Source organism: Ursidibacter arcticus (genome assembly GCF_009761375.1).
GTDB lineage: Bacteria > Pseudomonadota > Gammaproteobacteria > Enterobacterales > Pasteurellaceae > Ursidibacter > Ursidibacter arcticus.
The window spans coordinates 1-23442 of sequence record NZ_LEKM01000114.1; the positions used below are offsets into that span (position 1 = coordinate 1).

A 23442-nucleotide genomic window follows, 5' to 3' on the forward strand; every position below is an offset into this window, starting at 1 on the left:
ATAAAACTGCAGACTGATGACAAACCCCAATTTGTTGTATCCAATTAACGGACGCCAGCGTGGCGTCCCTACATAACAAAATAAAATCTGTTATTTTTCAATTGGTTATAACTTTCCTTGTAGGGACGCCACGCTGGCGTCCGAATGAAAAAAGACTTTGTCAATAATCTGAGGCACAGTTTCTGTGCCTTTATTGTAATTTAATGTCATAGAGGGAATTTAGAATGAAAAAATCATTATTAGCTATTACATTAGGAGCAATTTTAAGCTTAACAGCGTGTGATAATGGAAAAAGTAAACTCGAAGCCGATTTAAAAGCATCTCAAGAAAAATTTGCTCAATTAGAAAAAGTAGCGAATGAAAAGCTGGTTGAGATTCAAAAAATTGCGGAAGAACATATTGCTAAAGCTCACGCAGAAGCAGATGAAAAAGTCGCTCAAGTAAAACAACAAGCAGACGAAAAAGTAGCAGAAGCAAATAAATCAGCAGAAGAGAAAATTGCACAAATTAAGCAAGAAACAGAAAAACAACTGACTGAAATGAGAAATTCAGTAGAAAGCCAAGTTGCTGAAGCTAGAAAGATTTCAGATGATAAATGGCAAGAAATGAAAAAAGCTATTGAATCTAAATTAAGCCAGCCAAAGCAAGCTGTTGCAGAAGTAGTGGAAGATGCTAAGAATACCGCATCAGAAAAGAAAAGTAAGTTATCCGAAGCATTAGGCGAAGTTAAAGAGTCTTTAAGCTCAACATTAAAAGATGCCAAAGAGGTGATTGCAGATAAAATGGATAGTGCAGGAAAGGTGATTCAGAATGTAGCCTCTGGGCTTAAAAGTGATACACAAGAAGCGACTAAAGCTGTAGAAAACAAAGATGAAACCAAAGCTGAAAAGTAGTTTTGGAAAGGTAAAATAGCTTAATTTGGATATAATTTGTGCTTAGTTTGAGTGTATTTTGAGTTTTGAACGTAAATAGCGATTGATCTCATTGTGATTCTTTGGTATAAATTACATCTGAAAGACTAATCGGTCTTTTGTATACAAAAGGGGAGCTATTACTAACGTAATAGCTCAAGATAATATGAGTGTCTTTACTCAATAACTTTATATAAAGGTTAAAAATATGAACAAAAACACATTTGTTAAATTTAGCTTAACATTAGTTTCAGCTGCAGTATTAGCAGCTTGTGGTAGCTCAGGCGGTAACGGTGGATCACAAGCACCACAAGCACCACAAGCACCACAAGCACCACAAGCACCACAAGCACCACAAACTGGAGCAACTGAAGGTGTTACAACAGTAACGAATGATTCTTTAGATGGTAAGTCATACGGACATAAATCAGTAAAAAAACGTGTGTCTAACTTAAATGTAGGTCAAGGTAAAGAAGTTTCAAGTAATTCTTCAAATGTTCCTACAGCGATGACAATTCCACTAGACCCTAGCTTGGATACAATTGTTATTGCAACAGGTAACTTCCAAGACAGCCAACAAGGTGCGTATTTAGAAGATTTTGATTTCCGTGGCAATACTGATAATACAACAGGTGAGCATACACTACAGCACATCCACGTAACAGCAGATGGTTCTACTGTTAATGCTGGTGTTGCTCGTGCAGACGGTAGATCAAGAACTAAAACAGATCTTCAAGGTACAGAAACTGGTAAAGCATTAGTTTTCCAACAAGATCGTTTAAATTACATCTCTACAGAAGAGAGAGAACTTTCTAACGAGCAGTTAACAGATCCACGTGGTCTTCGTGATCGTACAGACAGTGTTGCAGAAGTTTATGGTAATAGAACTTTCTTAGCTGGTAATTCTGCAGAAGCCCAGGCAGCACAAATCGTGGCTAATGAAAATTTATCTAACGCTCCGTTCTTATATAAAGATCAAAACGGTGAGTATACTGTTGCGGGTAGATTAAACCTTGTTCAGTATGGACGTGTTACATCTAAATTACATGAACGCAAAATGGATGATTTCCGTGAAGGTTTACCTGTTGTAGATGGTGACAAAACTCGTATTGCAAGTTTTGGTTTATATGGTCAAGATGCTACAGAAGATCACTACTTCTATCGTAGTAACACCGGTTCTCGTAACCCTGTAGATGTGGCTGCATTACAAGCTCACTATAGAAGTGGTGTTGTTCAATATAATGGACATGCTGTAACTTACGGTTTAGATCATAGTTTCAAAGCAAAAAGTGGTCTTCCAAATGCGATCGGTTATCAGAAAGAGTTAGTGAGTGGTACACACGTTCAAGCAAATATTGATTTAGCAGATAACAAAGTTACTGGTAAATTATATGATGTGTGGTCTCACGGTGCATATGGCTCAGTTGCTACTGAACAGAATGACCTTGTTAGCTTTAATGGTAGATTAAATGTAGCTAATGGTGCGATCGCAGGTACTTCAAACCATAAAGGTGCAGAAGGTACATTCAATGCTAATGTATTCGGTACTAATGCTCAAGAATTAGGTGGTGCAGTGAAGAGTAAATCTCACTTAGCTAATGAAAGCTGGGGTGCTGTATTTGGTGCTGTTGCTGTTGGTGCTCCACAACCAAGAGATGTTGATGGCTTAACTGATAGTACAGATGGTAATAACGCAACTGCAAATAGCCGCTAATTCTTAGTTAAGAATCGCTATTAATTTAATAATCAGCCCACCCTAGGTGGGCTGTTTTTATACTACGGAATGATTTTATGAAAAAATTAGCTGTATATGTAGCACTGTTAAGTACAACAGTGTGTGCAGAAACCACAGTAGTGGAGAGAGATCCACACCAAACTAATATCAACAATCCATCACCTTTAGAACAAAATAAATTAAAGGATGATCTATTAAGACAGCAAAAATTATCTGAGGCGAATAAAGCGGAAGATAAAAGAAATGTGCTTAAATATACAGGAAGACAGCTAGTAGAAAACCCTGAAATTTTAGAAGATTTATTCCTAAGAGCGTTAATTAACCCAAATAGTGCTATCTTACCTACTTATATTAAATTATATAGTCACATTCCAAATCGAGATGAATCTTTAATTGATTGGGCAAATGCGATTTTATTAAGAGATAAAAATTTAACTGATTCAGTCTCAGCTTATCGAGCGTTACATACTAAATTACCCGATAATGATTTTATTCGCTTCCAATTAGCAGAAACACTATTTTATAACCAAGAGTTTGAAGCTGCAAAAACACAATTTGAACGTTTAAGAGCCTCAAAAGGCGTATCTCCGCAAGATATTGTGGTATTTGATAATTATATTGCAGCCATTAACCGTAAAGAAGAGTGGAGTTTCTCTTTTGGTGGTACTTTCTTAAATGATAAAAATTTATCAAACTCTGCACCACAAGGAACGGTAATGACCTTACCTAATGGTGGAACACTAACCTACTCATCGCCAAGACAGTCTGGGCAAGGTGTTTCTGTTTGGAGTGGAGCAAGTAAACGGTGGGGTTTAAATAGCGGTAAATATATTGCCTTTGATAGTAATTTATCAACCAAATATTATTGGGATAACAAATACTATAATGATGTTAACGCCCATATTGGCTTAGGTATCGGTTATTCTAATGCGAGATTAGATTTATCATTAACCCCTTATATTGATAAACGTTGGTATGCAGGTGGGGCAAATTCGACTAAATCTCTAAAAAAATATTCTAATACTTATGGTGCCACATTTGATTTATCATATTGGTTAAATCAACGTTGGAAATATACCTTCTCTTATGACTTTGGCTATGAAATGTATGATAGATTGAGTTATAGTAAACAATATAATGGAGCATCTCATAGTGTATCTAATAGCATAATGTATTTACCAAGTGCAACACAATATTGGTCATTAGCTCTTGATACAGCTAAGAAATCAGCTAAAGATGAAACTAACTCTTACGAGCGAATTGGTACGAGGCTAACTTGGGGACAAGAATGGGGTAAGGGTTTTGTGACTTCTACTACCTTGGGTGTGGGTAAACGTAATTACAAAGAAAAAACATTCTTTGGTATGAAGCAGAAAAACCAAGAATATTCTGCATCTATCTCGCTATGGAATAAAAATGTACATTTTTGGGGCTTAACACCAAGATTAACATTTAATTACTCTAAAACAGATAGTAATATCGCAATTTATTCTTACGATAAGAAACAAGTTTTCTTTAATGTAAACAAAAGTTTCTAGCTAAAACTATATTTTACAAACCCACTTTTATGGTGTAATGGACAAAATGGTTGCTGATTTACCCATTACACCTTTTATTCATTTTCAAAAAAGTGCGTTAAAGCCTTGCACTATAAGCTCTTAACGCACTTTTTAGCAACCATTTTGTCCATTACACCTTTATGAATGGATTCCTTTTTGTAGTTTGATCCAGTTATAGTAACCGTACAATGAGTTTAATAAGTAAGCTGAGTACATAATATACATAGATGGATTTTCTGCCCAAAGTACGATAGAAAGAATGTTCAGGACAATCCAAAGTAGCCATTGTTCACGATAACGTAATAACATTAAACCTTGTGCTGCGACAACAATAATAGTGGTTAAGCCATCTAAACCTGTAGAACTCCCCCCAGCCGCATTTAATGCTTGAACGAAAAGTAGTGTACCAATTGTAATAAAGGCCACTAGTGCGATCCAACCTTTTGCACTTAAGGCTTTTACGATAACCGCTTCACCTTTTCCTGCGTTTTGCATATGTTCTTTCCATAGGAAATAACCGATAAATTGTGCAGGAATGTAAACATATAAGGTGGTATTCATTTCACCAAGGAAATTTTGTCCTAAAGAAACATAGAAATAGCTATATGCAAAAATCAAGCCAAATAAGTAGTTACTGATTTTACCTTTAGTAATGAATACATTACAGATGATACCTGAAATGCCAGCTACCATTCCCAAAATAGAATCTGGGCTATGGATATAAATCCCAATTTGAGCAGCAATAAATAGGAAAAGCCAAGCAACTTCAAAAGGTTTCCAATCATTGAACAAATCACTTTTGAGCTGTTGAATAAATTGATTTGCGTTCATTTTGTCTCCTTATTTTTGATAAAACAAAGGATTGTGTTGCCACAATCCTTTCTTACTTATAAATTATTTAAACGTACGTCGATCAATAACTGTTCTTCTGCTTTTGCGTTAGCTTTAGCTTGTTCATAAGCACTTTTAGCTGCATCTTTATCACCTTTGGCGAGTAAAATGTCGCCAGTCAAAATTTGTTTGCGTAGCTCCCACGCTTTATCTTTTAAATTGCTTAATACAGATAATGCCGCATCAAAATTTTTGAGCTGATATTCCACATTGGCTAGGCGGAAACGAATAACATTATGTAATGTCGTATCATCTGTGGTTGTAAGTGCCTGCTCTAATAGGGTTTTTACTGCATTAAAATCGCCTTTTGCAGCAAGCTGTTTTGCTTGTTCTAATTGAGCAAAAGTAACATAAGAGCCTTTATTTTCGGTAATAAACTTCTCGACAAGCGGTGCGTTTTTATTTGGATCTTGCAAATAGCTTTCCATTACTTGTTGATAAGTTGCCGATGTACTTTGAGCTACTTCAACTTGATGTTTTTTCCAATAATTCCAACCAAATGTCGCACCTGAAACTAAACAGATAGCCAATAAGATTGGTGTACCATTTTGTTTAAACCAGTTCTTTGCTTCATTAAATTGTTGTTCTTCTGTACTGTTAAGATATTCGCTCATTTTTTATTCCCTATATTGAAACATTATGCAAAACGTTTAGTTAATTCTGCAATTACATCAGTTTGTGAAATCGTGATCTGCTCTGTTTCACCGAAAAGATCTTTTACTACAACACTATTATTCTCGACTTCGCTTTCGCCTAATACCAGTGCAATTTTCGCCCCTGATTTATCTGCTCGTTTAAATTGTTTTTTGAAATTACCACCACTTGCGTGTTGCATAATGCGTAATTGTGGTAATGCAGAACGTAATGTTTCTGCCAAGTTAAAGGCTGCTGCCGTTGTGCCTGTACCTTGATAAACAACGTAAACATCAACAGGACGAGCAAGTTGAACATTTGGATTAACTTCTTGAACTAATAATACCAAGCGTTCTAACCCCATTGCAAAACCAACACCTTCTGTGGAATGTCCACCGAGTTGAGCCACTAAGCCATCATAACGTCCACCACCACATACTGTGCCTTGTGCACCTAGTGCTGTGGTTACCCATTCAAAGACGGTTTTATTGTAGTAGTCTAAACCACGAACTAGTTTTTGGTTTACTTCATAACGAATTCCCATTGCATCTAAAATTGAGCAAAGCGTTTCAAAGTGATTTTTTGATTCTTCATCTAAGAAATCGTGTAGTTTAGGTGCGTTATTCAGTACTTCTTGGATTGCTTGATTTTTTGTATCTAAAATTCGCATTGGATTAGTATGCAAGCGGCGTTTACAATCTTCGTCAAGAATATCCAAATGGTTTTGTAAGAAGGCAACTAAGGCTTCACGATATTTAGTACGAACTTCTAAACCACCGATAGAATTCAGTTGTAAACTAACGTGCTGATCGATACCTAGTTTTTTCCATAAACGAGCAGTTAAGAGAATAAGTTCTGCATCGGCTTCGGCATTCGGAATACCAAAAATTTCCACTCCAGCTTGGTGGAATTGGCGATAGCGTCCTTTTTGTGGACGTTCATAGCGGAACATTGGACCAATATACCACAAGCGTTGTTCTTGGTTATAGATCCAACCGTGTTCAATGGCGGCACGAACACAGCCCGCTGTGCCTTCTGGGCGTAATGTTAAGCTTTCTTCATCACGCACAAAGGTAAACATCTCTTTTTCAACGATATCTGTTGCTTCACCAACACCACGTTCAAAAAGTGCAGTTGATTCAATGATTGGGCTACGCATTTCGCTGTAACCATAGCTTGCTAAAGTGTCTTTAATTTGCTCTTCAACCCACTGCCATAAAGGTGTTTCGGTTGGCGAGCAATCATTCATTCCACGAATTGCTTGAATTGTTTTTGCCACGTTATTTTCCTATTTTTTATTATTTGCAAAATGTTTAGAATTTCTCACCGCTTGTTAAATAGGTCTGTTAGTTTACTTGATTTACACAAGAAGTGTGAGTATATAAAGTTTGAATATTTGAAAGTGTAACATCTGAAATATTCATTAAGGCTTCTTCCGTTAAGAACGCTTGATGCCCTGTCAGCAAGACATTATGACAAGATGAAATACGGCGGAAAACATCATCAAGAATAACATCATTTGATTTATCTTCAAAAAAGAGTTCTCTTTCATTCTCATATACATCTAGACCTAAAGCTCCAATTTTACGCTGTTTTAAGGCTTCAATCGCATCTGTTGTATTGATTAACGAGCCACGACTAGTATTGATGATCATTACCCCTTCTTTCATTTTATCAAAGCTCTCTTTGTTAAGAAGGTGGTAGTTTTCTGGGGTAGCAGGACAATGTAATGTGATTACATCTGATCTTGCATAAAGCTCATCTAACCCAACATAAGTTGCACCAATCTCTTCGGCAATAGGATTTTTAAATGGATCAAATGCTAAAATCTGCATTCCAAACCCTTTTAAAATTCGCATTGTTGCAATCCCAATTTTTCCTGTCCCAATTACGCCAACAGTCCGACCGTGCATATTAAAGCCGATTAGCCCTTCAAGAGAAAAGTTAGCATCACGCGTCCGCTGATACGCTCGATGAATACGGCGGTTTAAGGTCATCATTAACCCAACGGTATGTTCTGCAACCGCTTCTGGTGAATACGCTGGTACTCTTACAACTTGTAAGCCTAATTCCTTAGCAGCTTCTAAATCAACGTTATTAAACCCTGCACAGCGTAGAGCAATCATTTTAGTGCCTTGTTCTGCCAATTTGGTTAAAACAGAACGACTGCCATCATCATTCACAAAAATACAAACGGCTTCACAGCCTTCCGCCATTTTGACCGTCTGTTCATTGAGCATAAAATCAAAAAACTCCAGCTCAAAACCATATTGCTGGTTTGCCTGTTCTAGATATTTACGATCATAACTTTTGGTACTAAAAACAGCGATTTTCATTTTGCGTCCTTTAAAATGTATAGCTTAGATTTGGTTTATTTCAATACGATTATGCTGTTCAGCAACTCTTGCACGAATTTTGGCTTCGAGTTGATCAATTAATTTCTCATTATCGAAACGCTCTTTCTGACGAACACCATCAAGATAATATCCACTCATTTTATTACTGCCCGTAACGCCTAAGTCAGACACTAATGCTTCACCAGGACCGTTTACGACACAACCGATAATGGATACGTCCATCGGCGTAATAATATCTTCTAAACGCTGTTCTAACGCATTTACCGTACCGATTACATCAAACTCTTGGCGAGAGCAAGTCGGGCAGGCGATAAAGTTGATGCCACGAGAACGAATACGCAATGATTTGAGAATATCAAAGCCAACTTTAATTTCTTCTACGGGATCGGCTGCGAGAGAAACACGCAAGGTATCTCCAATACCTTCGGATAATAATAATCCTAAGCCAATCGCTGATTTTACTGCCCCTGCTCTTGCACCACCTGCTTCTGTAATGCCTAAATGGATTGGTTGTTTAATCGCTTTTGCTAGTAAGCGGTAAGATTCCACCGCTAAAAAGACATCGGATGCTTTTACGCTGACTTTAAATTGATCAAAATTCAGTCGATCTAAGATCTCAACGTGGCGAAGTGCAGATTCCAACAATGCTTCTGGTGTCGGTTCGCCAAATTTTTCCTGAATATCTTTTTCAAGAGAACCCGCATTTACCCCAATACGAATGGGAATATTTTTATCTCTAGCACAATCCACAACTGCACGAATACGTTCTTCTTTACCGATATTACCTGGGTTGATACGCAAGCAATCTACGCCATATTCGGCAACCTTGAGAGCAATACGATAATCAAAATGAATATCTGCCACTAGTGGCACATTCACTTGTTGTTTAATTAACTTAAAGGCTTCTGCTGCGTCCATTGTCGGTACAGAAACTCGCACAATATCTGCTCCAACACGCTCTAAGGCTTTAATTTGTGCCACAGTTGCTTCCACATCTGTTGTACGAGTGTTAGTCATTGATTGTACAGCTATCGGTGCATCGCCCCCCACAGGCACATTCCCGACATAAATTTTGGTCGATTGACGACGCTTAATTGGTGGTTCTTTTAACATTTTTAGTTCGCTAAAGGTAATTTAAAACGAGCAACACGCCCATCAACTTTCAGTGGTACTTCCTGCCCTTTGTAATAGATTTTTACATTACCTGGGGCTCCAACGGTTAAACTATATTGTTCATTACCGTTAAAAGTCAGCACTTCACCACTATTATATAATTTCTCAGCTAAACGCTTACGTTTACCATCACGCACAGTAATCCAGCTTTGAGCATTGGTAATTTCAATGCGTAATTCATCATTGCCGATTGACTGTGATTGTTCTACTGGCGTTTCTTCTGTTTTTGCTGCTTCTATCACAGCTCCTTGTTCAGATACATTTTGCTGCAAGATGTTCACTGGCACTTGCGTGTTTTCTGTTGGAGTTGCATTATTCTCGCTAGATCCTACCGCTTGTGATGTTTCATCTGATGTTACTTTTGTTTCTGTCGGTGTCGTTTCAACAGGCTGGATAGTAACACTACTTGAAGATGATTCCGATTGTGCTTCAACTGTTGGTAATACGGTTGCAACAGCAGGTGTTTCAGTAGCTGGAGCTGCTTGGATTACTGGAATATTATTGCTAACAAGCTGATCGCTACTCATTTTCTCTTTCTGATGTTCTTGCCACCACCAAGCGAGTGTCATACCCGCTGCACAAAGTAAAATGAACCACGTTAATATTTTTACCCAACGTGTTTGAGATTTTTGATTATTCATTGGAATACTTGAAGTCCGTCTTACTTCATTTGGAATTGTTACTTCTCCATAATTGACAGAGCTAACTAGTTCTTCAGGTAAGCGTAAAAAACGTACATAATTACGAACATAACCACGCACAAACGCTGGCGGCACATTTTTTAGAATGAAAATATCATTTTCTAATGCTTCAATATGATTTTTCTTTAAATTTGTTTTAACCGCAATATCTTCAATAGAAAGATCTAATGCTTCTCTTGCATTTTTAAGTTTTTGCCCTAAAGAGAGCATTTCGGTCGTTTCAGTCATTGTTACGTACTCGTATCGTTGCTTATTTAAAATAAAAAAATTAGTCGGAAGTTTAAAGAGATATAACCTGTTTTGCAATCTTCATAATGTAAGAAGCGTAAATTTCATTGTTATCTTCAATAGATAAGCGGTCTGATTTTAGTCAAAATTTACAAAAAATCTGATAATCTAACCGCTTATCTTTTCACTATTTAACGCTACCGCAGTTCAAACAGTATAAATAAGTTTGTTTTGGGTCGTTCAATTTTTCTAGGACATCTTTAGAACGCGAGAGTTGCTGACTAAAGGGCAAGTTTAACCAACGGGCAATATGTACCTTACTTTGCATTTTGAAATCTCGCATTATTTGGCTCAGTAAATCATCTTGCTGTTCAATTAACCACTGGGTTTCAAACTTTTCAATCGCAGGTTTGCCTTCAGCTTGGCGTTTTTGGTTAATGATTTCAGTTGTTATCGTATAAGCATCATTAAAATCACCGAGTTGATCTACCAAACCTTGCTCAAATGCACTTGTGCCTAACCATACTTGACCTTGAGCAATTTTATCAACCGCAGTTTTATCCATTTTTCGACCACGACTAACAAGCTCTAAGAAGCGATCATAACCATTTTCAATACTGATTTGGATTACTTCTCCTTGCTCTTTCGGGAGTGATTTTAGTGCTGATTGGCTTGCTAGCGGTGATGTGGATACACCATCTTCACTAATACCCAATTTTTTAGCTGTTTTTTCAAACGTAACGGCTAAACCAAAAATACCAATAGAACCTGTTAAGGTACTTGGGCTAGCGATAATTTTATCGCTCGTTGCGGCAATCCAATATCCACCCGAAGCAGCCATTCCGCCCATTGATGTAATAACTGGCTTACCTGCTTGCTGTAAGGCTTCGGCTTGTTGGCGAATAAGTTCTGATGCCATTGCACTTCCACCTGGGCTATTGATGCGTAAGATAACGCCTTGAATTGTGTCATCGTCTTGAGCTTGTTGGAGTAATCTCACAATAGTATCGCTACCCGCAGAGCTTTCATCGCTCTCACCCCAAGTAATTTCGCCTTCTATATTGATCACAGCAATTTTATGTTTACCCGTTACTTCAAAGCGATCGGTTAATGATTCCGCATAATCAAAGAAATCAATATGGCGATAAACTTTTTCATTATCTTCGCCAAAGGTATCAATTAAAATCTGATTAAGTTGTTGCGTAGTAACCAATTCGGTAACTAATTTACGGTTTAAAGCATATTGTGCATCATCGCCTTTGGCTTGCTTAAACTGTTCAATATACACTTTCGGAGCAGGTACTACGGATTTTGCATCAATTTCACGATTTTGAGCAATTTGTTGGCTAAATTGTTGCCATAATTGATTGACCCATAAGGTTGCATTTTGACGAGCTTCTGGCGACATATCATCACGCAAAAAGGGTTCTACGGCAGATTTATAAGTGCCTACTCGGAAAATATGTGGAACAGCTTCAATTTTCTCAAATAACGTTTTGAAGTAGAGATTAGAGTAATTTAGCCCGTGTAAGTCCACAAATCCGACTTTATTGAGATAAATTTTGTCAGCAAAGCTGGCTAAATAGTACTGTTGCTGTGAATAATGTTCTCCAATGGCAATGACAGGTTTATTCGTGTCTTTAAATGCATTGAGTTGCTTACCCACAAATTGCAAGGACGAGAGATCACCACCTTCAAAGTATTTTAAATCTAATACTAACCCTGTTACACGCTCATCTTGTGCTGCTTTTCTGATAGCCCTTACTACATCAAAAGTCGAAATTTTGACTGGCTCACTTTCTCCACCTAATTCAGATTGTAGAAAGCGATGAAAATCGCCAAATTCATCGTGATTATCTGCTAAATAGCCATCTAAATTGAGCATCAACGCCCCTTTATCAAAAGGTACGATCTGTTTATTAGTTTGTGTATCACTCTGCATCAAGCTGACAATAGCAAAACAGATTAGTACGAATAAAATGAAAAATAGGCTGATAACAAATTCCCGAAAAATTCGGAAAACTCGATAAAGGCTTTTTAAAATTGATAACATAGCAATAGATGAAATAGGGAAAATTGTCGTATAAAGTACCACAAAAACAGGCAGAATTTAACAGAATGTGCTATTCTCCACGCAAATTTTACCTAATAAAGTCAGCAAGGAATACTTAGTGAAGACGTTAGATCTATTACAACTTCGCCGTTCGAGCAAAAAATTTGGTACAAAAGCACCAAACCAAGAACAATTAGATACTATTTTTAAAGCCGCACTTCGTGTGCCAGATCACGGACATCTCAAGCCTTATCAATTTTTCGTTATTGAACAAGCACAATTAGCAACTTTTGAACAGCATCTAAATTCTGCCGTAATAGAATTCAATTTAGGCGAAGATGGCGTTAAAAAAGCTAAAAAAATTAGTTCACAAGCGCCAATGATTATTGCTGTGGTTGCTAAAATTACCAAAGATTTACCGAAAGTCCCCGCTTGGGAGCAAATGCTTACCGCAGGTTGTGCAACCTATGCCATTCAATTAGCTGCGAATAGTCTTGGATTTGAAACTTGTTGGATTACTAATAAATGGGTAAATGGTAGTGCCTTACGCCAAGCACTAAACTGCCAAGAATTTGATAAAATTGTTGCTCTATTGATGATCGGCTCTCCTGAAGAAGAGAACGAAATTACCCTAGCCAGCCAAGCTGAAGATATTTCTGGCTTTGTTCACTATTTAAAATAACTTATACAATCTAAAATGAACCAAGACGAACATAAATACGAAGATTTAATTGCTATTTTTGATGGCTGTTTTAGTCAAAGTTATAATACTCGGTTAGAACGTGGGGGAGATTACCCCATTTATCTACCTGAGTTTATTGATGAAGATAATACCCCAAGTGAGCGTCCTTACAACGTCATTTTATTTGCTCACGGGTTTTATAGCAGTGCTTTACACGAAATTGCTCATTGGCTCGTTGCGGGCAAAGAACGCCGAAAATTAGAAGATTTTGGTTATTGGTATGAACCAGATGGACGTTCTGCAGAACGCCAACGAGAGTTTGAACAAGTTGAAGTTAAACCCCAAGCGATTGAATGGATTTTAGCAACTGCTGCTAACTTTCGTTATTTTGCCAGTGCAGATAATTTAACAGGCAATGCAGGAGATAATAGTGCATTTAAGCAAGCTGTCTATCAACAGGTAAAAACCTATGCAGAAAAAGGTTTACCATTAAGAGCAGAACAGCTACGTCAAGCACTTTGTCAGTTCTATGGTACACCAAATTGTATTGATCTTTCTCGTTTCGATTTAGCTAAAATTTAGGAGCTTAAAATGGCTTTTACTGTCATCATTCCAGCACGTTATGCATCCACCCGCTTACCTCGTAAACCTCTATTGGATATTGCAGGTAAACCGATGATCCAACACGTTTGGGAAAAAGCACAATTATCGGGGGCTGAGCGTATTATCGTGGCAACAGATCACCCTGAAATTGAGCAAGTGGTTACTGCTTTTGGTGGTGAGGTTTGCTTAACATCGGATAAACATAATTCAGGAACGGAGCGTTTAGCCGAAGTTATTGAGAAAATGGCAATCCCTGATAGCGAAATTATTGTCAATATTCAAGGTGATGAACCGTTAATTCCCCCAGTGATTGTTGCTCAAGTTGCTAAGAACCTCGATCAGCATCAAGTTAATATGGCAACTCTTGCTGTTAAACTGACGACAAAAGAAGAATTATTTAATCCAAATGTGGTTAAAACATTGACAGATAAACAAGGAATGGCACTCTATTTTTCTCGAGCACCAATACCTTTTGCTCGAGATTATTTTGCGGATTGTGATGATTATTTTGTTCAACAACAAAACTACCTACGCCATATTGGTATCTATGCTTATCGAGCAGGATTTATAAAACAATATGTTGCTTGGAAACCAACTCAACTTGAACAATTAGAATCACTAGAACAGCTCCGAGCATTGTGGTACGGAGAAAAAATTCATCTTGATCTTGCCAAAGAAGCCCCACAGGTCGGGGTAGATACCGCTGAAGATCTAGAACGAGTACGCCAGATTTTATCTGAGCAGTAATATCAAACCCAAGCGGTGAGAACAGTATAAACATTTGCAAATGTTGATTGGAAACTCACCGCTTCTCTTTTACCTATCTTAAATTTAGATCTGTTTTCATTCTCTCAAAATAGCTCCGAGTTTCTGCGATAACGATATGGCGTAAACTAATTAAAGCGACTAAGTTCGGAAATGCCATTAAACCATTTACAATATCAGCGATTGTCCAAATCGTATTCAGATGAATAAAATGTGCGACGGCTATCAATGCAATAAAGGCGATACGATAGAATTTAATCCCTTTGGTTCTCCCCCCAACAAGATAGACAAAACAACGCTCGCCATAATAGCACCAGCCCAAAATGGTGGTAAAAGCGAAGAAAATCAAACCAATAGTTACAATAATCGCACCAACAGAACTAAATAGCCCTTGAGAAAAGGCTAGGTTAGTTAATTCAGCACCTTGAGCTGTTCCTTTCCAAGCTCCTGTTAGTACGATAACTAAGCCAGTCATCGTACATACGATGATGGTATCTAAGAACGTACCCGTCATAGAGATAAGCCCTTGTCGTACTGGCTCTTTGGTTTGTGCAGCAGCAGCGGCAATGGGGGCACTGCCAAGTCCAGCTTCATTGGAGAAGATGCCACGAGCAACACCTGCTTGAATAGCTTGCATTACGCTAAAACCGACTACGCCACCGATAGCAGATTCAGGGTTGAAAGCAGAATGAACAATAAAAATCAGTGTATCAGGAATTTTATCCGCATTGATAGAGAGAACAAGTATTGATGCCGCTACATAAGCAATCGCCATAAAAGGCACAATAACACTTGCGATTTTAGAGATACGTTGCACACCGCCTAAAGTAATGGCTGCCACAATAAGCGTTAAAACAAGGGCTGTTAGCAGAATTGGCAGATCAAACGTATCGTGCAAAGCCGTTGTAATACCGTTTACTTGTGGAAACGTTCCAATACCAAAGAGTGCCACCATTACCCCAAAAAATGCGAAGGTTTTTGCTAACCATTTCCACTGTTTGCCCATTCCTAGTTCAATGTAATACATTGGGCCGCCAGCGATAAATCCATCTTTATCTTTGGTTCGGAATTTTACCGCTAATAAACATTCCGCATATTTTGTCGCCATTCCAAATAAGGCGATTAGCCACATCCAGAAAATTGCCCCTGGTCCACCAGTTTGAATGGCTGTTGCAACGCCTACAATGTTACCTGTACCAATGGTTGCAGCAAGGGCAGTTGAGAGTGCCGCAAAAGCAGAAATATCGCCTGACTGATTGTTCCCTTTTTCTCGAGTGAACATATAGGCAAAGGCTTTAGGTAGATGAATAAATTGTAAAAATCTGAGTTTCAGAGTGAAGTAAATTCCCACCCCAGAAATCAGTAAAAGTAAGGGAATACCCCAAACAAAGCTATTGATTGTATTAAGAATTTGGTCGATTGACATTGAAAGTTCCTCGTAAAACGATTTACAAGGAAAGAAAAGCAATGAAAGCAACAAGCGGTAACATTTCGCAAAAAATTTGCAAAATCGCACCGCTTATTGATATATCACTATACTCGATATTATCACGTTAGGTATCTGATAGGTTACTTTTCTCCCCTGTCCTTTTGCCTGAGCGTTTCACGGCTTGTGCCACTTGCGCCTTCGGCGTCCATTTTCCGTTTATGTACGGACTGGATCTCTCCAAGGGTTCGTCCAATAGCTGTCCTCGCTGTCGCACCTGAAAGAGTTTACCTCGTCGGTGTGGGGTTAATCCCCACTCTCCAGCTATCTTCATCCGAACATCTCTTTATTAAAAAGAGCCACGAATTTTAGCAATTCTTTTAGCTTCGTCAATGGGGATAAAATAATAATTGTTAGAACAACGCTAAATTTAAAAGTTAGAGAAAAATTTTATGCAATAAAAAAGCCTTGCATTGCAAGGCTTATAGGTAATTTTATGAATACTCGATATTTATTAGTAATTTGGTGGAGATAATCGGGATCGAACCGACGACCTCTTGAATGCCATTCAAGCGCTCTCCCAACTGAGCTATATCCCCAAAAACGCGAGAAATAATATGCTCTCGCTTTTTTACTGTCAATTATAAAAACACAATCAAGGGCTGATTGTTTAAAAATTGACTAATTATGATTTTGGATAAATTCAATCGCTCTTTGAACACGAGCAAGCGTACGCTCTTTGCCAACTAATTTGGCTGTAATATCCATTGATGGTGATTGTCCAGAACCTGTTACTGCTAGGCGGAACGGCATTCCAACTTTACCCATACCAATTTCAAGTTCTTGAGCAGTTTGGTTCATTGCTTCGTGGATATTTTCAACCGTCCAATCATTACAAGCGGTGAGTTTCTCACTCAATTTTGCAAGTGGTGCAATCGCTTCAGCTTTAAAGTTTTTGGCAACCGCTTTTTCATCATAAGCAGTAAACTCTTCAAAGAAATAACGGCTTGCACTTGCCATCTCTTTTAAAGTCTTGCAACGCTCGCCCAGTACGCTAACAATCTCCGCAAGAGCAGGGCCATTACTGTAATCAATGCCTTGCTGTTGCATATGCCATTCTAAGTATTTAGCAACATAGCTTGGCTCAAGAGTACGAATGTAGTGCTGATTTAACCATTGTAGTTTTTCGGTATTGAAGGCACTTGCAGATTTGCTTACCGCTTCGAGATTGAATAGTTCAATCATTTCTTCACGAGAAAAAATTTCTTGATCTCCGTGTCCCCAACCTAAGCGAACAAGGTAGTTATTGAGTGCCTCTGGTAAATAGCCATCATCACGATATTGCATTACGCCAACAGCCCCGTGACGTTTAGACAGTTTTTGTCCATCATCACCTAAGATCATCGAAACGTGAGCATATACAGGAATTGGTGCACCTAATGCTTTTAAAATGTTAATTTGGCGAGGGGTATTATTGATGTGATCTTCTCCACGCACAACGTGAGTAATTCCCATATCCCAGTCATCAACAACAACACAGAAGTTGTAAGTTGGCGAACCATCAGTACGGCGAATGATTAAATCGTCTAGCTCACTGTTGCTGATTTCAATACGACCGCGTACTGCATCATCAAAGATAACAGAACCTTCAGTTGGGTTTTTAAAACGAACAACGTGCGGAGCATTTATATCCGCTGGTGTATTATGTACACAGTGACGGTCGTAGCGTGGTTTTTCTTTATTACTTTCTTGTTCAGCTCGTAATGTTTCTAAACGTTCTTTTGAACAGTAGCAACGGTATGCTAAGCCTTGCTCAATCATTTGATCGATAACTTGATTATAACGATCGAAACGTTTGGTTTGATAATAAGGGCCGTGCTCCCATTCTAAATTTAGCCATTCCATACCTTCTAAAATGGCTTGGGTTGCTTCTGGGGTAGAGCGTTCTAAATCAGTATCTTCAATACGTAATACAAATTCGCCTTGGTTATGTTTAGCATATAACCAAGAGTAAAGGGCTGTTCTTGCACCACCAACGTGTAAATAACCTGTTGGACTTGGTGCAAAGCGGGTACGAACTTTCACATTTGGATCTAATGGGAAAAGGGTTTCAATTTTCATTCTCTATCCTAATTCAATTTTTTAGCAAAAAACTTAGCTATTTTACTCTTATGATCGGGGAATAGTAGTGAAAATTTAGTGTTTTGGGCGAAAAATTCGGCGAATGAGTAAGATTTTACAAAAATTGTTTGACGATAGTTTTAATATCCCTATAATGCCACTCCGCAACGCACTGTTGCATAGTTTGAAAAGGGCGATTAGCTCAGTTGGGAGAGCACCTCCCTTACAAGGAGGGGGTCACTGGTTCGAGACCGGTATCGCCCACCACTTTTTAAGTGCCAACCTTTCAAACATTCCCTTGATTTAAGTCTCAAGTGGGCGATTAGCTCAGTTGGGAGAGCACCTCCCTTACAAGGAGGGGGTCACTGGTTCGAGACCGGTATCGCCCACCACTTAGACTTAAAATCTAAACTTCATATCTATGAAGGGCGATTAGCTCAGTTGGGAGAGCACCTCCCTTACAAGGAGGGGGTCACTGGTTCGAGACCGGTATCGCCCACCACTTTTTTGAAATAAATAAAGATTACCTATAATATCAATATTTTACCTTTCACAAGCATAGAAAGAAAAGTAACGTTCAACTTTGCAAATCTTAAAACATTACCTTTCAACATAAAACAAATCCTGCTGATATTTGGCTTGATTATTCGCAAGGTAAGTTGTTAGTCAGTACACCTAAGAAAATAAATTGCGTTCTTTTAAGCGAGAGCGTTTAAACTGGCTTAGTACAAGACAAGCAAATAGCACCGTGTAAACAGCAAAAATAGCAATCAACCATTGTGGCATACTTAGTCCCCAGAATTGCCATACAATTTTTCCGCAATTACCAGAAGCCTCAAAGATAGATGGGAACCAAACATTTAACGGCAACGTTTCGGGAAATTCAACAAAAGGTGAACATTGATTCCAAGGTGCAGGATTGAGTTGATAATCGGTATGTTTAATTGCAAGAGTTAGCCCTTTAACAGCACCGTATAAACCAAGTAAAAGAGCAATCCAACGTGTAAGTATAAATTTAGGTGCTAAAAAACCTATAATTCCTGCCACTAAAATAGCCAGCAATGCTAAACGTTCATAAATACACATTACACAAGGGTTTAGCCCCATTCCGTGTTGAAAATATAGTGCAGTTGCCTCTAATGCAGTACAGCTTGCTGTTAGTAGCAACCAAGCCCCTCTTGTGAATGAAAGCTCTTTTAAATAATTGAACATAGTGGTTCCTATTTAGCGGGTTACAATCCAACCCCAGTCTAGTAATAGTTGTGTAAATGGCTGGAGTAAAAATTCCATTGAGAGAAAACCAACCACAGATAACACAATAGTATAAGGCAATGCCATATAAACCATTCTACCATAAGATAAACGAATTAACGGAGCAAATGATGACGTTAATAAGAATAAAAAGGCTGCTTGTCCATTTGGTGTCGCCACAGAAGGTAAATTTGTACCTGTGTTGATCGCTACGGCAATTAAATCAAATTGTGAACGATCGATTGCACCAGATAGCAGTGCTGATTTTGCTTCATTGATGTAAACAGTCCCTACAAACACGTTGTCTGAGATACTTGAAAGTAACCCGTTAAAGACATAAAACAGAGCGAGTTGAGAATCTTTTTCTGCGGCAAGAACGAGTTGAATAATAGGATCAAATAATTTGAGATCAACAATCACTGCAACAACGGAGAAAAATACCACTAATAACGCAGTAAATGGGAGCGATTCTTGAAACGATTTTCCAAGGGCGTGTTCGTCATTGATGCCACAAAATGCAGTGCAGATAATGATAATAGTTAAGCCGATAAGACCGACATCTGCAAGATGTAATGCTAAACCAATAATTAACCATACCCCAGCAAGTGCTTGAACTGCTAGTTTTAGACGGTCTTGTTTCGTCATTTTTTGCTCTTTTTGGATATTGTAATGTGCTAAAACTACCCAAACTTTGCGTGGTAAGCGGTCGCCATAACCAAATAGCTTGTATTTCTCAACAAGGTAACAAGTTGCTATACCACAAAGTAACACCGTTATACTGATAGGAGACACCCGTAGGAAAAACTCACCAAAGCCCCATTCTGCTTGTGCCGCAATGATTAAATTTTGCGGTTCTCCCACCATTGTCATTACACCGCCTAGGGCACTTCCCACGCCTGCGTGCATCAATAAACTACGCAAAAAACCACGAAATTGTTCTAAAATTGCTTTATTATTCGTGATCTTGTCATCATTAGTAATATCCGTTGAATCTTCAAAACTATTACCTGAAGCGACTTTATGATAAACCCCATAAAAGCCCATTCCCACACTGATAATTACTGCGATAACTGTCAGTGCATCTAAAAATGCAGATAGAAAGGCGGCACTTAAACAGAACGAGAGAGAAAGTATTTTCTTAGAATGGACTGCGATGATCAATTTAGTAAATACATACAAAAGAAGTTGCTTCATAAAGTAGATACCAGCAACCATAAACATCAGTAGCAGAATAACATCAAAATTTGCCACAATTTCGTGTTTGATATGGTGTGGACTTGTCATTCCTATTGCAACAGCTTCGATAGCAAGTAAACCACCTGGTTGGAGCGGATAGCACTTTAATGCCATTGCAAGTGTAAAAATAAATTCTGCAACAAGTACCCAACCTGCGACAAACTCACTGATAAAGAAATAAATCAGCGGATTAATGATTAAAAATGCCAAAATAGCAATTTTGTACCATTCTGGTGAGTTCCCTAAAAAATTTTTGAAAAAAGCGTCTAAATTCTTCATAAGATTTTCTTCTTAAAGGTAATCAAAATGGCTAAATTGTAATATACTTTAGATTGAACGATAATAGACAAGAAGGTGATTTAGTAGCAGGAATTTTGATTTTTGATAACTAAATCACAATTTTAAGATTAATAGTGGAGTTTTTCTTCATTTCTCAATTGGAATTTATGTAAATGGATAAATCTGAAATCTTAAAGGCTCAAAGCCCAGCCGCTCTGGCAGAAGAGTATATTGTTAAAAGCATTTGGAATAATCGCTTCCCTGCGGGATCAGATTTACCAGCAGAACGAGAATTAGCCGATATCATAGGTGTGACTCGGACAACATTAAGAGAAGTATTGCAACGCTTAGCTAGAGATGGTTGGTTAAGTATTCAGCACGGTAAACCTACTCGAGTGAATAATGTATGGGAAACCGCAGGCCCAAATATTATTGAAACTTTGATAAAACTTGATCGCTCAATCATTCCAATGATTATTGCTAATGTTGTTTCCTTGAGAACTCGAATGGCAGAATATTATATTCCTGAAGCGATTCGTTTAGATACAAAAAGATCATTGACACTATTTGAAGGATTAGATGAGCTTTTAGATAATCCTAAAGCCTATGCTGAATTTGATTATAACTTATATCGCAGCTTTACTTTTGTAGCGAATAAGCCTGTTTATGGGTTAATTCTAAATAGTTTTAAAGATCTTTACTATCAAGTTGCGACACTCTTTTTTTCAGAAACACAATCTCGTCAATTAACCTTTAATTTCTATCAAGCTCTTAAACAGGCTTGTCAAACAGGAGAATACGAAAAAGCGGTAGAGTGTATGGCTCGTAATAGACAAAGTAGCACTGCAATTTGGAGTGAAATGTTAAAGAATCTGCCTGAACATTTTGGGGAATAAACTGCTATTATTTAACCCTATTTCGACTTATCTCTGAATAAAGGCACAAATGTGCCTTTATTCATTTATCCTATTTGGCTTATAAAACAGCTTGCTCATCAACGCCTAAAATTATAGAATTCTCCAATTAGAGTGGTAAAAAGTGGAGTTTTGTGGTGAAAATTGTGATTTAACCATAAAATCTATAAAAATCAACCTATTAGGTACGAGTATGTTTCGTGGTGCATCTTCAATTAGCTTAGATAATAAAGGGCGGTTGGCTATTCCAACACGTTATCGAGCTGAGTTATTGGAAAAACACCAAGGACACTTAATTTGTACGGTAGATATTCGTCAGCCTTGTTTACTGCTTTATCCATTACACGAATGGGAAATTGTCGAGCAAAAACTACTCTCTTTGTCAAATTTTGATCCTGCACAACGCCGTATTCAACGTGTAATGCAAGGGTTTGCAACCGAATGTGAAATGGATTCCGCAGGGCGTATTTTACTTAGTCCAACCTTACGTCAGCACGCACAACTTGAACAACAGATAATGCTTGTTGGGCAGTTAAATAAATTTGAAATTTGGCAAGATAAACAGTGGCAAGAGCAAATCGCTGAAGATCTAGCAATTGGCAGTTCAGTTGATATGCTAACTTGTGAAGCACTTAAAAACTTCTCTTTGTAAATAATAGATAGCTAAAAATAGCAGGAAATCAAAATGAGTGATAACCCGAAACATATTACCGTACTGTTGAATGAAGCCGTAGAGGGATTAGCAATTGATCCTAACGGGATTTATATTGATGGTACTTTTGGTCGTGGTGGGCACTCTCGTCTAATTTTAAGTCAGTTAAGTGAAAAAGGGAGATTGATTGCGATTGATCGTGATCCTCGTGCGATTGCGGAAGCTGAAACTATTAAAGATCCACGTTTTCAAATCGTTCACAGTGCGTTTTCGGCAATCCCTGAAATTTGTCAGCAGCTCGAGTTAGTCGGTAAAATTAATGGTATTTTATTGGATCTAGGGGTTTCTTCTCCTCAATTAGATGAAGCTGAACGTGGTTTTAGCTTTATGCGTGATGGGCCTTTAGATATGCGAATGGATACCACAAAAGGTTTGTCAGCGATGGAGTGGCTGGCTCAAGTATCCGTAGAAGATTTGGCGTGGGTACTCAAAGAATTTGGCGAAGAACGTTTTGCAAAAAAGATTGCACAAGCGGTGGTTTCTTTCAATAAATCTGCACCTGAGAAGATTTCTCGCACACTTGAATTGGCTAATATTGTCGCCAATGCTGTTCCCTTTAAAGATAAACATAAACACCCTGCGACTCGTACGTTCCAAGCAATTCGCATTTTTATCAATAGTGAGTTAGATGAGTTAGAAAAAGCACTTAATTCTGCAATCAGTGTGCTTGCTCCACAAGGTCGTTTATCTATTATTAGTTTCCATTCACTTGAAGATCGTATGGTAAAACAGTTTATGCGTAAACATAGCAAAGGCGAAGCTGTACCAAAAGGTCTGCCTATTTTAGAAAGCGAATTGAATAAAAATATTCCCCTTAAAACAATTGGCAAAGCCATTATGCCAACAGCTGCTGAAATTGAAGCCAATCCACGCTCACGAAGTGCTGTTTTACGAATTGCGGAGAAAAGATAATGTCAAATGATCGCTATCCTTTGCGTCAAATTATTTTAGATGATTTAACTAGCCATAATAAAGTTGCTTTACTACTGTTGTTACTTGTGATCGCTAGTGCAATTGCAACTGTGTGGGTAACACATAAAACCCGTATCTTTACTGCAGAGCAAAGCAAGTTAATTCAAGCAAATCATAAGTTACAGAATCAATTTTATCATTTACGCTTAGAAGAAACATCAAGTAAAAAAGATGAAGATGTCTATAAGTTAGGATTACAAGAGATTAAGAAAGAGCAAGAAATTATTTTGGTGAGATAAG

At 38.0% G+C, this 23442-nt stretch carries 21 protein-coding genes, 4 tRNA genes and 1 riboswitch; of the genes, 13 read left to right on the forward strand and 12 right to left on the reverse strand.

Annotated features, from left to right (window positions below; all coding sequences use genetic code 11):
- The first annotated feature begins 224 nt into the window (after positions 1–224).
- The 3 genes from A1D25_RS03535 to A1D25_RS03545 all read left to right on the forward strand — a co-directional run bounded on the left by A1D25_RS03535 (position 225) and on the right by A1D25_RS03545 (position 4184).
- Positions 225–893 (forward strand): hypothetical protein, encoded by a 669-nt coding sequence (locus A1D25_RS03535; protein WP_157394319.1) that lies wholly within the window; start codon positions 225–227, stop codon positions 891–893.
- Between the two features lie 226 nt (positions 894–1119).
- Positions 1120–2625: a transferrin-binding protein-like solute binding protein gene (locus A1D25_RS03540; RefSeq protein ID WP_157394320.1), complete on the forward strand. Its 1506-nt coding sequence runs from the start codon at positions 1120–1122 to the stop codon at positions 2623–2625.
- Between the two features lie 77 nt (positions 2626–2702).
- Entirely contained in the window at positions 2703–4184 is a 1482-nt protein-coding gene (locus tag A1D25_RS03545; RefSeq protein WP_157394321.1) for a surface lipoprotein assembly modifier, read from the forward strand.
- A 159-nt stretch (positions 4185–4343) separates the two neighbouring features.
- On the opposite strand, the gene pnuC is transcribed toward A1D25_RS03545, so the two are convergent.
- From pnuC to sppA, 7 genes are all read right to left on the reverse strand, one after another.
- A complete protein-coding gene (gene pnuC / locus A1D25_RS03550; RefSeq protein WP_157394322.1) occupies positions 4344–5036 on the reverse strand; it encodes a nicotinamide riboside transporter PnuC in 693 nt (230 codons plus the stop codon).
- 56 nt (positions 5037–5092) lie between these two features.
- Positions 5093–5710 carry a YfgM family protein gene (locus A1D25_RS03555; RefSeq protein WP_157394323.1) on the reverse strand — a complete coding sequence of 206 codons (618 nt, stop codon included), beginning with the start codon at positions 5708–5710 and terminating at the stop codon, positions 5093–5095.
- Between the two features lie 23 nt (positions 5711–5733).
- Positions 5734–7008 carry a histidine--tRNA ligase gene (gene hisS, locus A1D25_RS03560; protein WP_157394324.1) on the reverse strand — a complete coding sequence of 425 codons (1275 nt, stop codon included), beginning with the start codon at positions 7006–7008 and terminating at the stop codon, positions 5734–5736.
- A gap of 67 nt (positions 7009–7075) precedes the next feature.
- A complete protein-coding gene (locus A1D25_RS03565) occupies positions 7076–8065 on the reverse strand; it encodes a 2-hydroxyacid dehydrogenase (RefSeq protein ID WP_157394325.1) in 990 nt (329 codons plus the stop codon).
- 24 nt (positions 8066–8089) lie between these two features.
- Positions 8090–9199, reverse strand: coding sequence for a flavodoxin-dependent (E)-4-hydroxy-3-methylbut-2-enyl-diphosphate synthase (gene ispG, locus A1D25_RS03570; RefSeq protein ID WP_157394326.1), 1110 nt, complete (start codon positions 9197–9199; stop codon positions 8090–8092).
- 2 nt (positions 9200–9201) lie between these two features.
- The gene (locus A1D25_RS03575) at positions 9202–10188 is read right to left on the reverse strand and encodes a RodZ domain-containing protein (protein ID WP_157394327.1); all 987 of its coding nucleotides are present in this window, start codon (positions 10186–10188) and stop codon (positions 9202–9204) included.
- 187 nt (positions 10189–10375) lie between these two features.
- Positions 10376–12241: a signal peptide peptidase SppA gene (sppA, locus tag A1D25_RS03580; RefSeq protein WP_157394328.1), complete on the reverse strand. Its 1866-nt coding sequence runs from the start codon at positions 12239–12241 to the stop codon at positions 10376–10378.
- 118 nt (positions 12242–12359) lie between these two features.
- On the opposite strand from sppA, the gene A1D25_RS03585 reads away from it, so the two are divergent.
- Genes A1D25_RS03585 through kdsB form a run of 3 tightly spaced genes read left to right on the forward strand, consistent with a single transcriptional unit; the run spans position 12360 to position 14273 of the window.
- Positions 12360–12923 (forward strand): nitroreductase family protein, encoded by a 564-nt coding sequence (locus tag A1D25_RS03585; RefSeq protein ID WP_157394329.1) that lies wholly within the window; start codon positions 12360–12362, stop codon positions 12921–12923.
- Between the two features lie 15 nt (positions 12924–12938).
- Positions 12939–13505, forward strand: a complete 567-nt coding sequence (locus A1D25_RS03590; protein WP_157394330.1) for an elongation factor P hydroxylase — start codon at positions 12939–12941, stop codon at positions 13503–13505.
- A gap of 9 nt (positions 13506–13514) precedes the next feature.
- On the forward strand, positions 13515–14273 hold the full coding sequence (gene kdsB / locus A1D25_RS03595; RefSeq protein ID WP_157394331.1) for a 3-deoxy-manno-octulosonate cytidylyltransferase: 759 nt from the start codon (positions 13515–13517) through the stop codon (positions 14271–14273).
- A gap of 73 nt (positions 14274–14346) precedes the next feature.
- On the opposite strand, the gene A1D25_RS03600 is transcribed toward kdsB, so the two are convergent.
- From A1D25_RS03600 to gltX, 3 genes are all read right to left on the reverse strand, one after another.
- The gene (locus A1D25_RS03600) at positions 14347–15717 is read right to left on the reverse strand and encodes an alanine/glycine:cation symporter family protein (protein WP_157394332.1); all 1371 of its coding nucleotides are present in this window, start codon (positions 15715–15717) and stop codon (positions 14347–14349) included.
- Between the two features lie 146 nt (positions 15718–15863).
- A riboswitch (glycine riboswitch) is annotated at positions 15864–15971 on the reverse strand.
- 269 nt (positions 15972–16240) lie between these two features.
- Positions 16241–16316, reverse strand: a tRNA-Ala gene (locus A1D25_RS03605).
- An 82-nt stretch (positions 16317–16398) separates the two neighbouring features.
- Positions 16399–17838 (reverse strand): glutamate--tRNA ligase, encoded by a 1440-nt coding sequence (gene gltX / locus A1D25_RS03610; RefSeq protein ID WP_157394333.1) that lies wholly within the window; start codon positions 17836–17838, stop codon positions 16399–16401.
- A 191-nt stretch (positions 17839–18029) separates the two neighbouring features.
- Here gltX and A1D25_RS03615 point away from each other — a divergent pair.
- The 3 genes from A1D25_RS03615 (at position 18030) to A1D25_RS03625 (ending at position 18340) form a co-directional block, all read left to right on the forward strand.
- Positions 18030–18105, forward strand: a tRNA-Val gene (locus tag A1D25_RS03615).
- Between the two features lie 49 nt (positions 18106–18154).
- A tRNA-Val gene (locus tag A1D25_RS03620) sits at positions 18155–18230 on the forward strand.
- Positions 18231–18264: 34 nt separating this feature from the next.
- A tRNA-Val gene (locus A1D25_RS03625) sits at positions 18265–18340 on the forward strand.
- A gap of 173 nt (positions 18341–18513) precedes the next feature.
- Here the strand turns inward: A1D25_RS03625 and dsbB are convergent.
- Both dsbB and nhaB read right to left on the reverse strand, forming a co-directional pair.
- The gene (dsbB, locus tag A1D25_RS03630) at positions 18514–19050 is read right to left on the reverse strand and encodes a disulfide bond formation protein DsbB (protein ID WP_157394334.1); all 537 of its coding nucleotides are present in this window, start codon (positions 19048–19050) and stop codon (positions 18514–18516) included.
- A 12-nt stretch (positions 19051–19062) separates the two neighbouring features.
- On the reverse strand, positions 19063–20604 hold the full coding sequence (nhaB, locus tag A1D25_RS03635; RefSeq protein ID WP_157394335.1) for a sodium/proton antiporter NhaB: 1542 nt from the start codon (positions 20602–20604) through the stop codon (positions 19063–19065).
- Positions 20605–20777: 173 nt separating this feature from the next.
- Between nhaB and fadR the strand changes: the two genes are divergently transcribed.
- The 4 genes from fadR to A1D25_RS03655 all read left to right on the forward strand — a co-directional run bounded on the left by fadR (position 20778) and on the right by A1D25_RS03655 (position 23441).
- Complete coding sequence (gene fadR / locus A1D25_RS03640; RefSeq protein WP_157394336.1) at positions 20778–21500, forward strand: fatty acid metabolism transcriptional regulator FadR; 723 nt, start codon at positions 20778–20780, stop codon at positions 21498–21500.
- Between the two features lie 211 nt (positions 21501–21711).
- A complete protein-coding gene (mraZ, locus tag A1D25_RS03645; RefSeq protein ID WP_157394337.1) occupies positions 21712–22170 on the forward strand; it encodes a division/cell wall cluster transcriptional repressor MraZ in 459 nt (152 codons plus the stop codon).
- Positions 22171–22203: 33 nt separating this feature from the next.
- A complete protein-coding gene (gene rsmH, locus A1D25_RS03650) occupies positions 22204–23142 on the forward strand; it encodes a 16S rRNA (cytosine(1402)-N(4))-methyltransferase RsmH (protein WP_157394338.1) in 939 nt (312 codons plus the stop codon).
- On the forward strand, positions 23142–23441 hold the full coding sequence (locus A1D25_RS03655; RefSeq protein WP_420825102.1) for a cell division protein FtsL: 300 nt from the start codon (positions 23142–23144) through the stop codon (positions 23439–23441). The genes rsmH and A1D25_RS03655 overlap by 1 nt, the downstream gene beginning before the upstream one ends.
- Position 23442 lies beyond the last annotated feature (1 nt).

Bases quoted from the DNA above. Each gene is read 5' to 3' on its own strand.
- A1D25_RS03565 (WP_157394325.1), bottom strand. From the start codon at position 8,065: ATGAAAATCGCTGTTTTTAGTACCAAAAGTTATGATCGTAAATATCTA.
- A1D25_RS03575 (WP_157394327.1), bottom strand. From the start codon at position 10,188: ATGACTGAAACGACCGAAATGCTCTCTTTAGGGCAAAAACTTAAAAAT.
- A1D25_RS03655 (WP_420825102.1), top strand. From the start codon at position 23,142: ATGTCAAATGATCGCTATCCTTTGCGTCAAATTATTTTAGATGATTTA.
- sppA (WP_157394328.1), bottom strand. From the start codon at position 12,241: ATGTTATCAATTTTAAAAAGCCTTTATCGAGTTTTCCGAATTTTTCGG.
- kdsB (WP_157394331.1), top strand. From the start codon at position 13,515: ATGGCTTTTACTGTCATCATTCCAGCACGTTATGCATCCACCCGCTTA.
- mraZ (WP_157394337.1), top strand. From the start codon at position 21,712: ATGTTTCGTGGTGCATCTTCAATTAGCTTAGATAATAAAGGGCGGTTG.
- nhaB (WP_157394335.1), bottom strand. From the start codon at position 20,604: ATGAAGAATTTAGACGCTTTTTTCAAAAATTTTTTAGGGAACTCACCA.
- ispG (WP_157394326.1), bottom strand. From the start codon at position 9,199: ATGTTAAAAGAACCACCAATTAAGCGTCGTCAATCGACCAAAATTTAT.
- gltX (WP_157394333.1), bottom strand. From the start codon at position 17,838: ATGAAAATTGAAACCCTTTTCCCATTAGATCCAAATGTGAAAGTTCGT.
- rsmH (WP_157394338.1), top strand. From the start codon at position 22,204: ATGAGTGATAACCCGAAACATATTACCGTACTGTTGAATGAAGCCGTA.
- A1D25_RS03535 (WP_157394319.1), top strand. From the start codon at position 225: ATGAAAAAATCATTATTAGCTATTACATTAGGAGCAATTTTAAGCTTA.
- A1D25_RS03590 (WP_157394330.1), top strand. From the start codon at position 12,939: ATGAACCAAGACGAACATAAATACGAAGATTTAATTGCTATTTTTGAT.
- A1D25_RS03555 (WP_157394323.1), bottom strand. From the start codon at position 5,710: ATGAGCGAATATCTTAACAGTACAGAAGAACAACAATTTAATGAAGCA.
- dsbB (WP_157394334.1), bottom strand. From the start codon at position 19,050: ATGTTCAATTATTTAAAAGAGCTTTCATTCACAAGAGGGGCTTGGTTG.
- A1D25_RS03545 (WP_157394321.1), top strand. From the start codon at position 2,703: ATGAAAAAATTAGCTGTATATGTAGCACTGTTAAGTACAACAGTGTGT.
- A1D25_RS03540 (WP_157394320.1), top strand. From the start codon at position 1,120: ATGAACAAAAACACATTTGTTAAATTTAGCTTAACATTAGTTTCAGCT.
- fadR (WP_157394336.1), top strand. From the start codon at position 20,778: ATGGATAAATCTGAAATCTTAAAGGCTCAAAGCCCAGCCGCTCTGGCA.
- pnuC (WP_157394322.1), bottom strand. From the start codon at position 5,036: ATGAACGCAAATCAATTTATTCAACAGCTCAAAAGTGATTTGTTCAAT.
- A1D25_RS03600 (WP_157394332.1), bottom strand. From the start codon at position 15,717: ATGTCAATCGACCAAATTCTTAATACAATCAATAGCTTTGTTTGGGGT.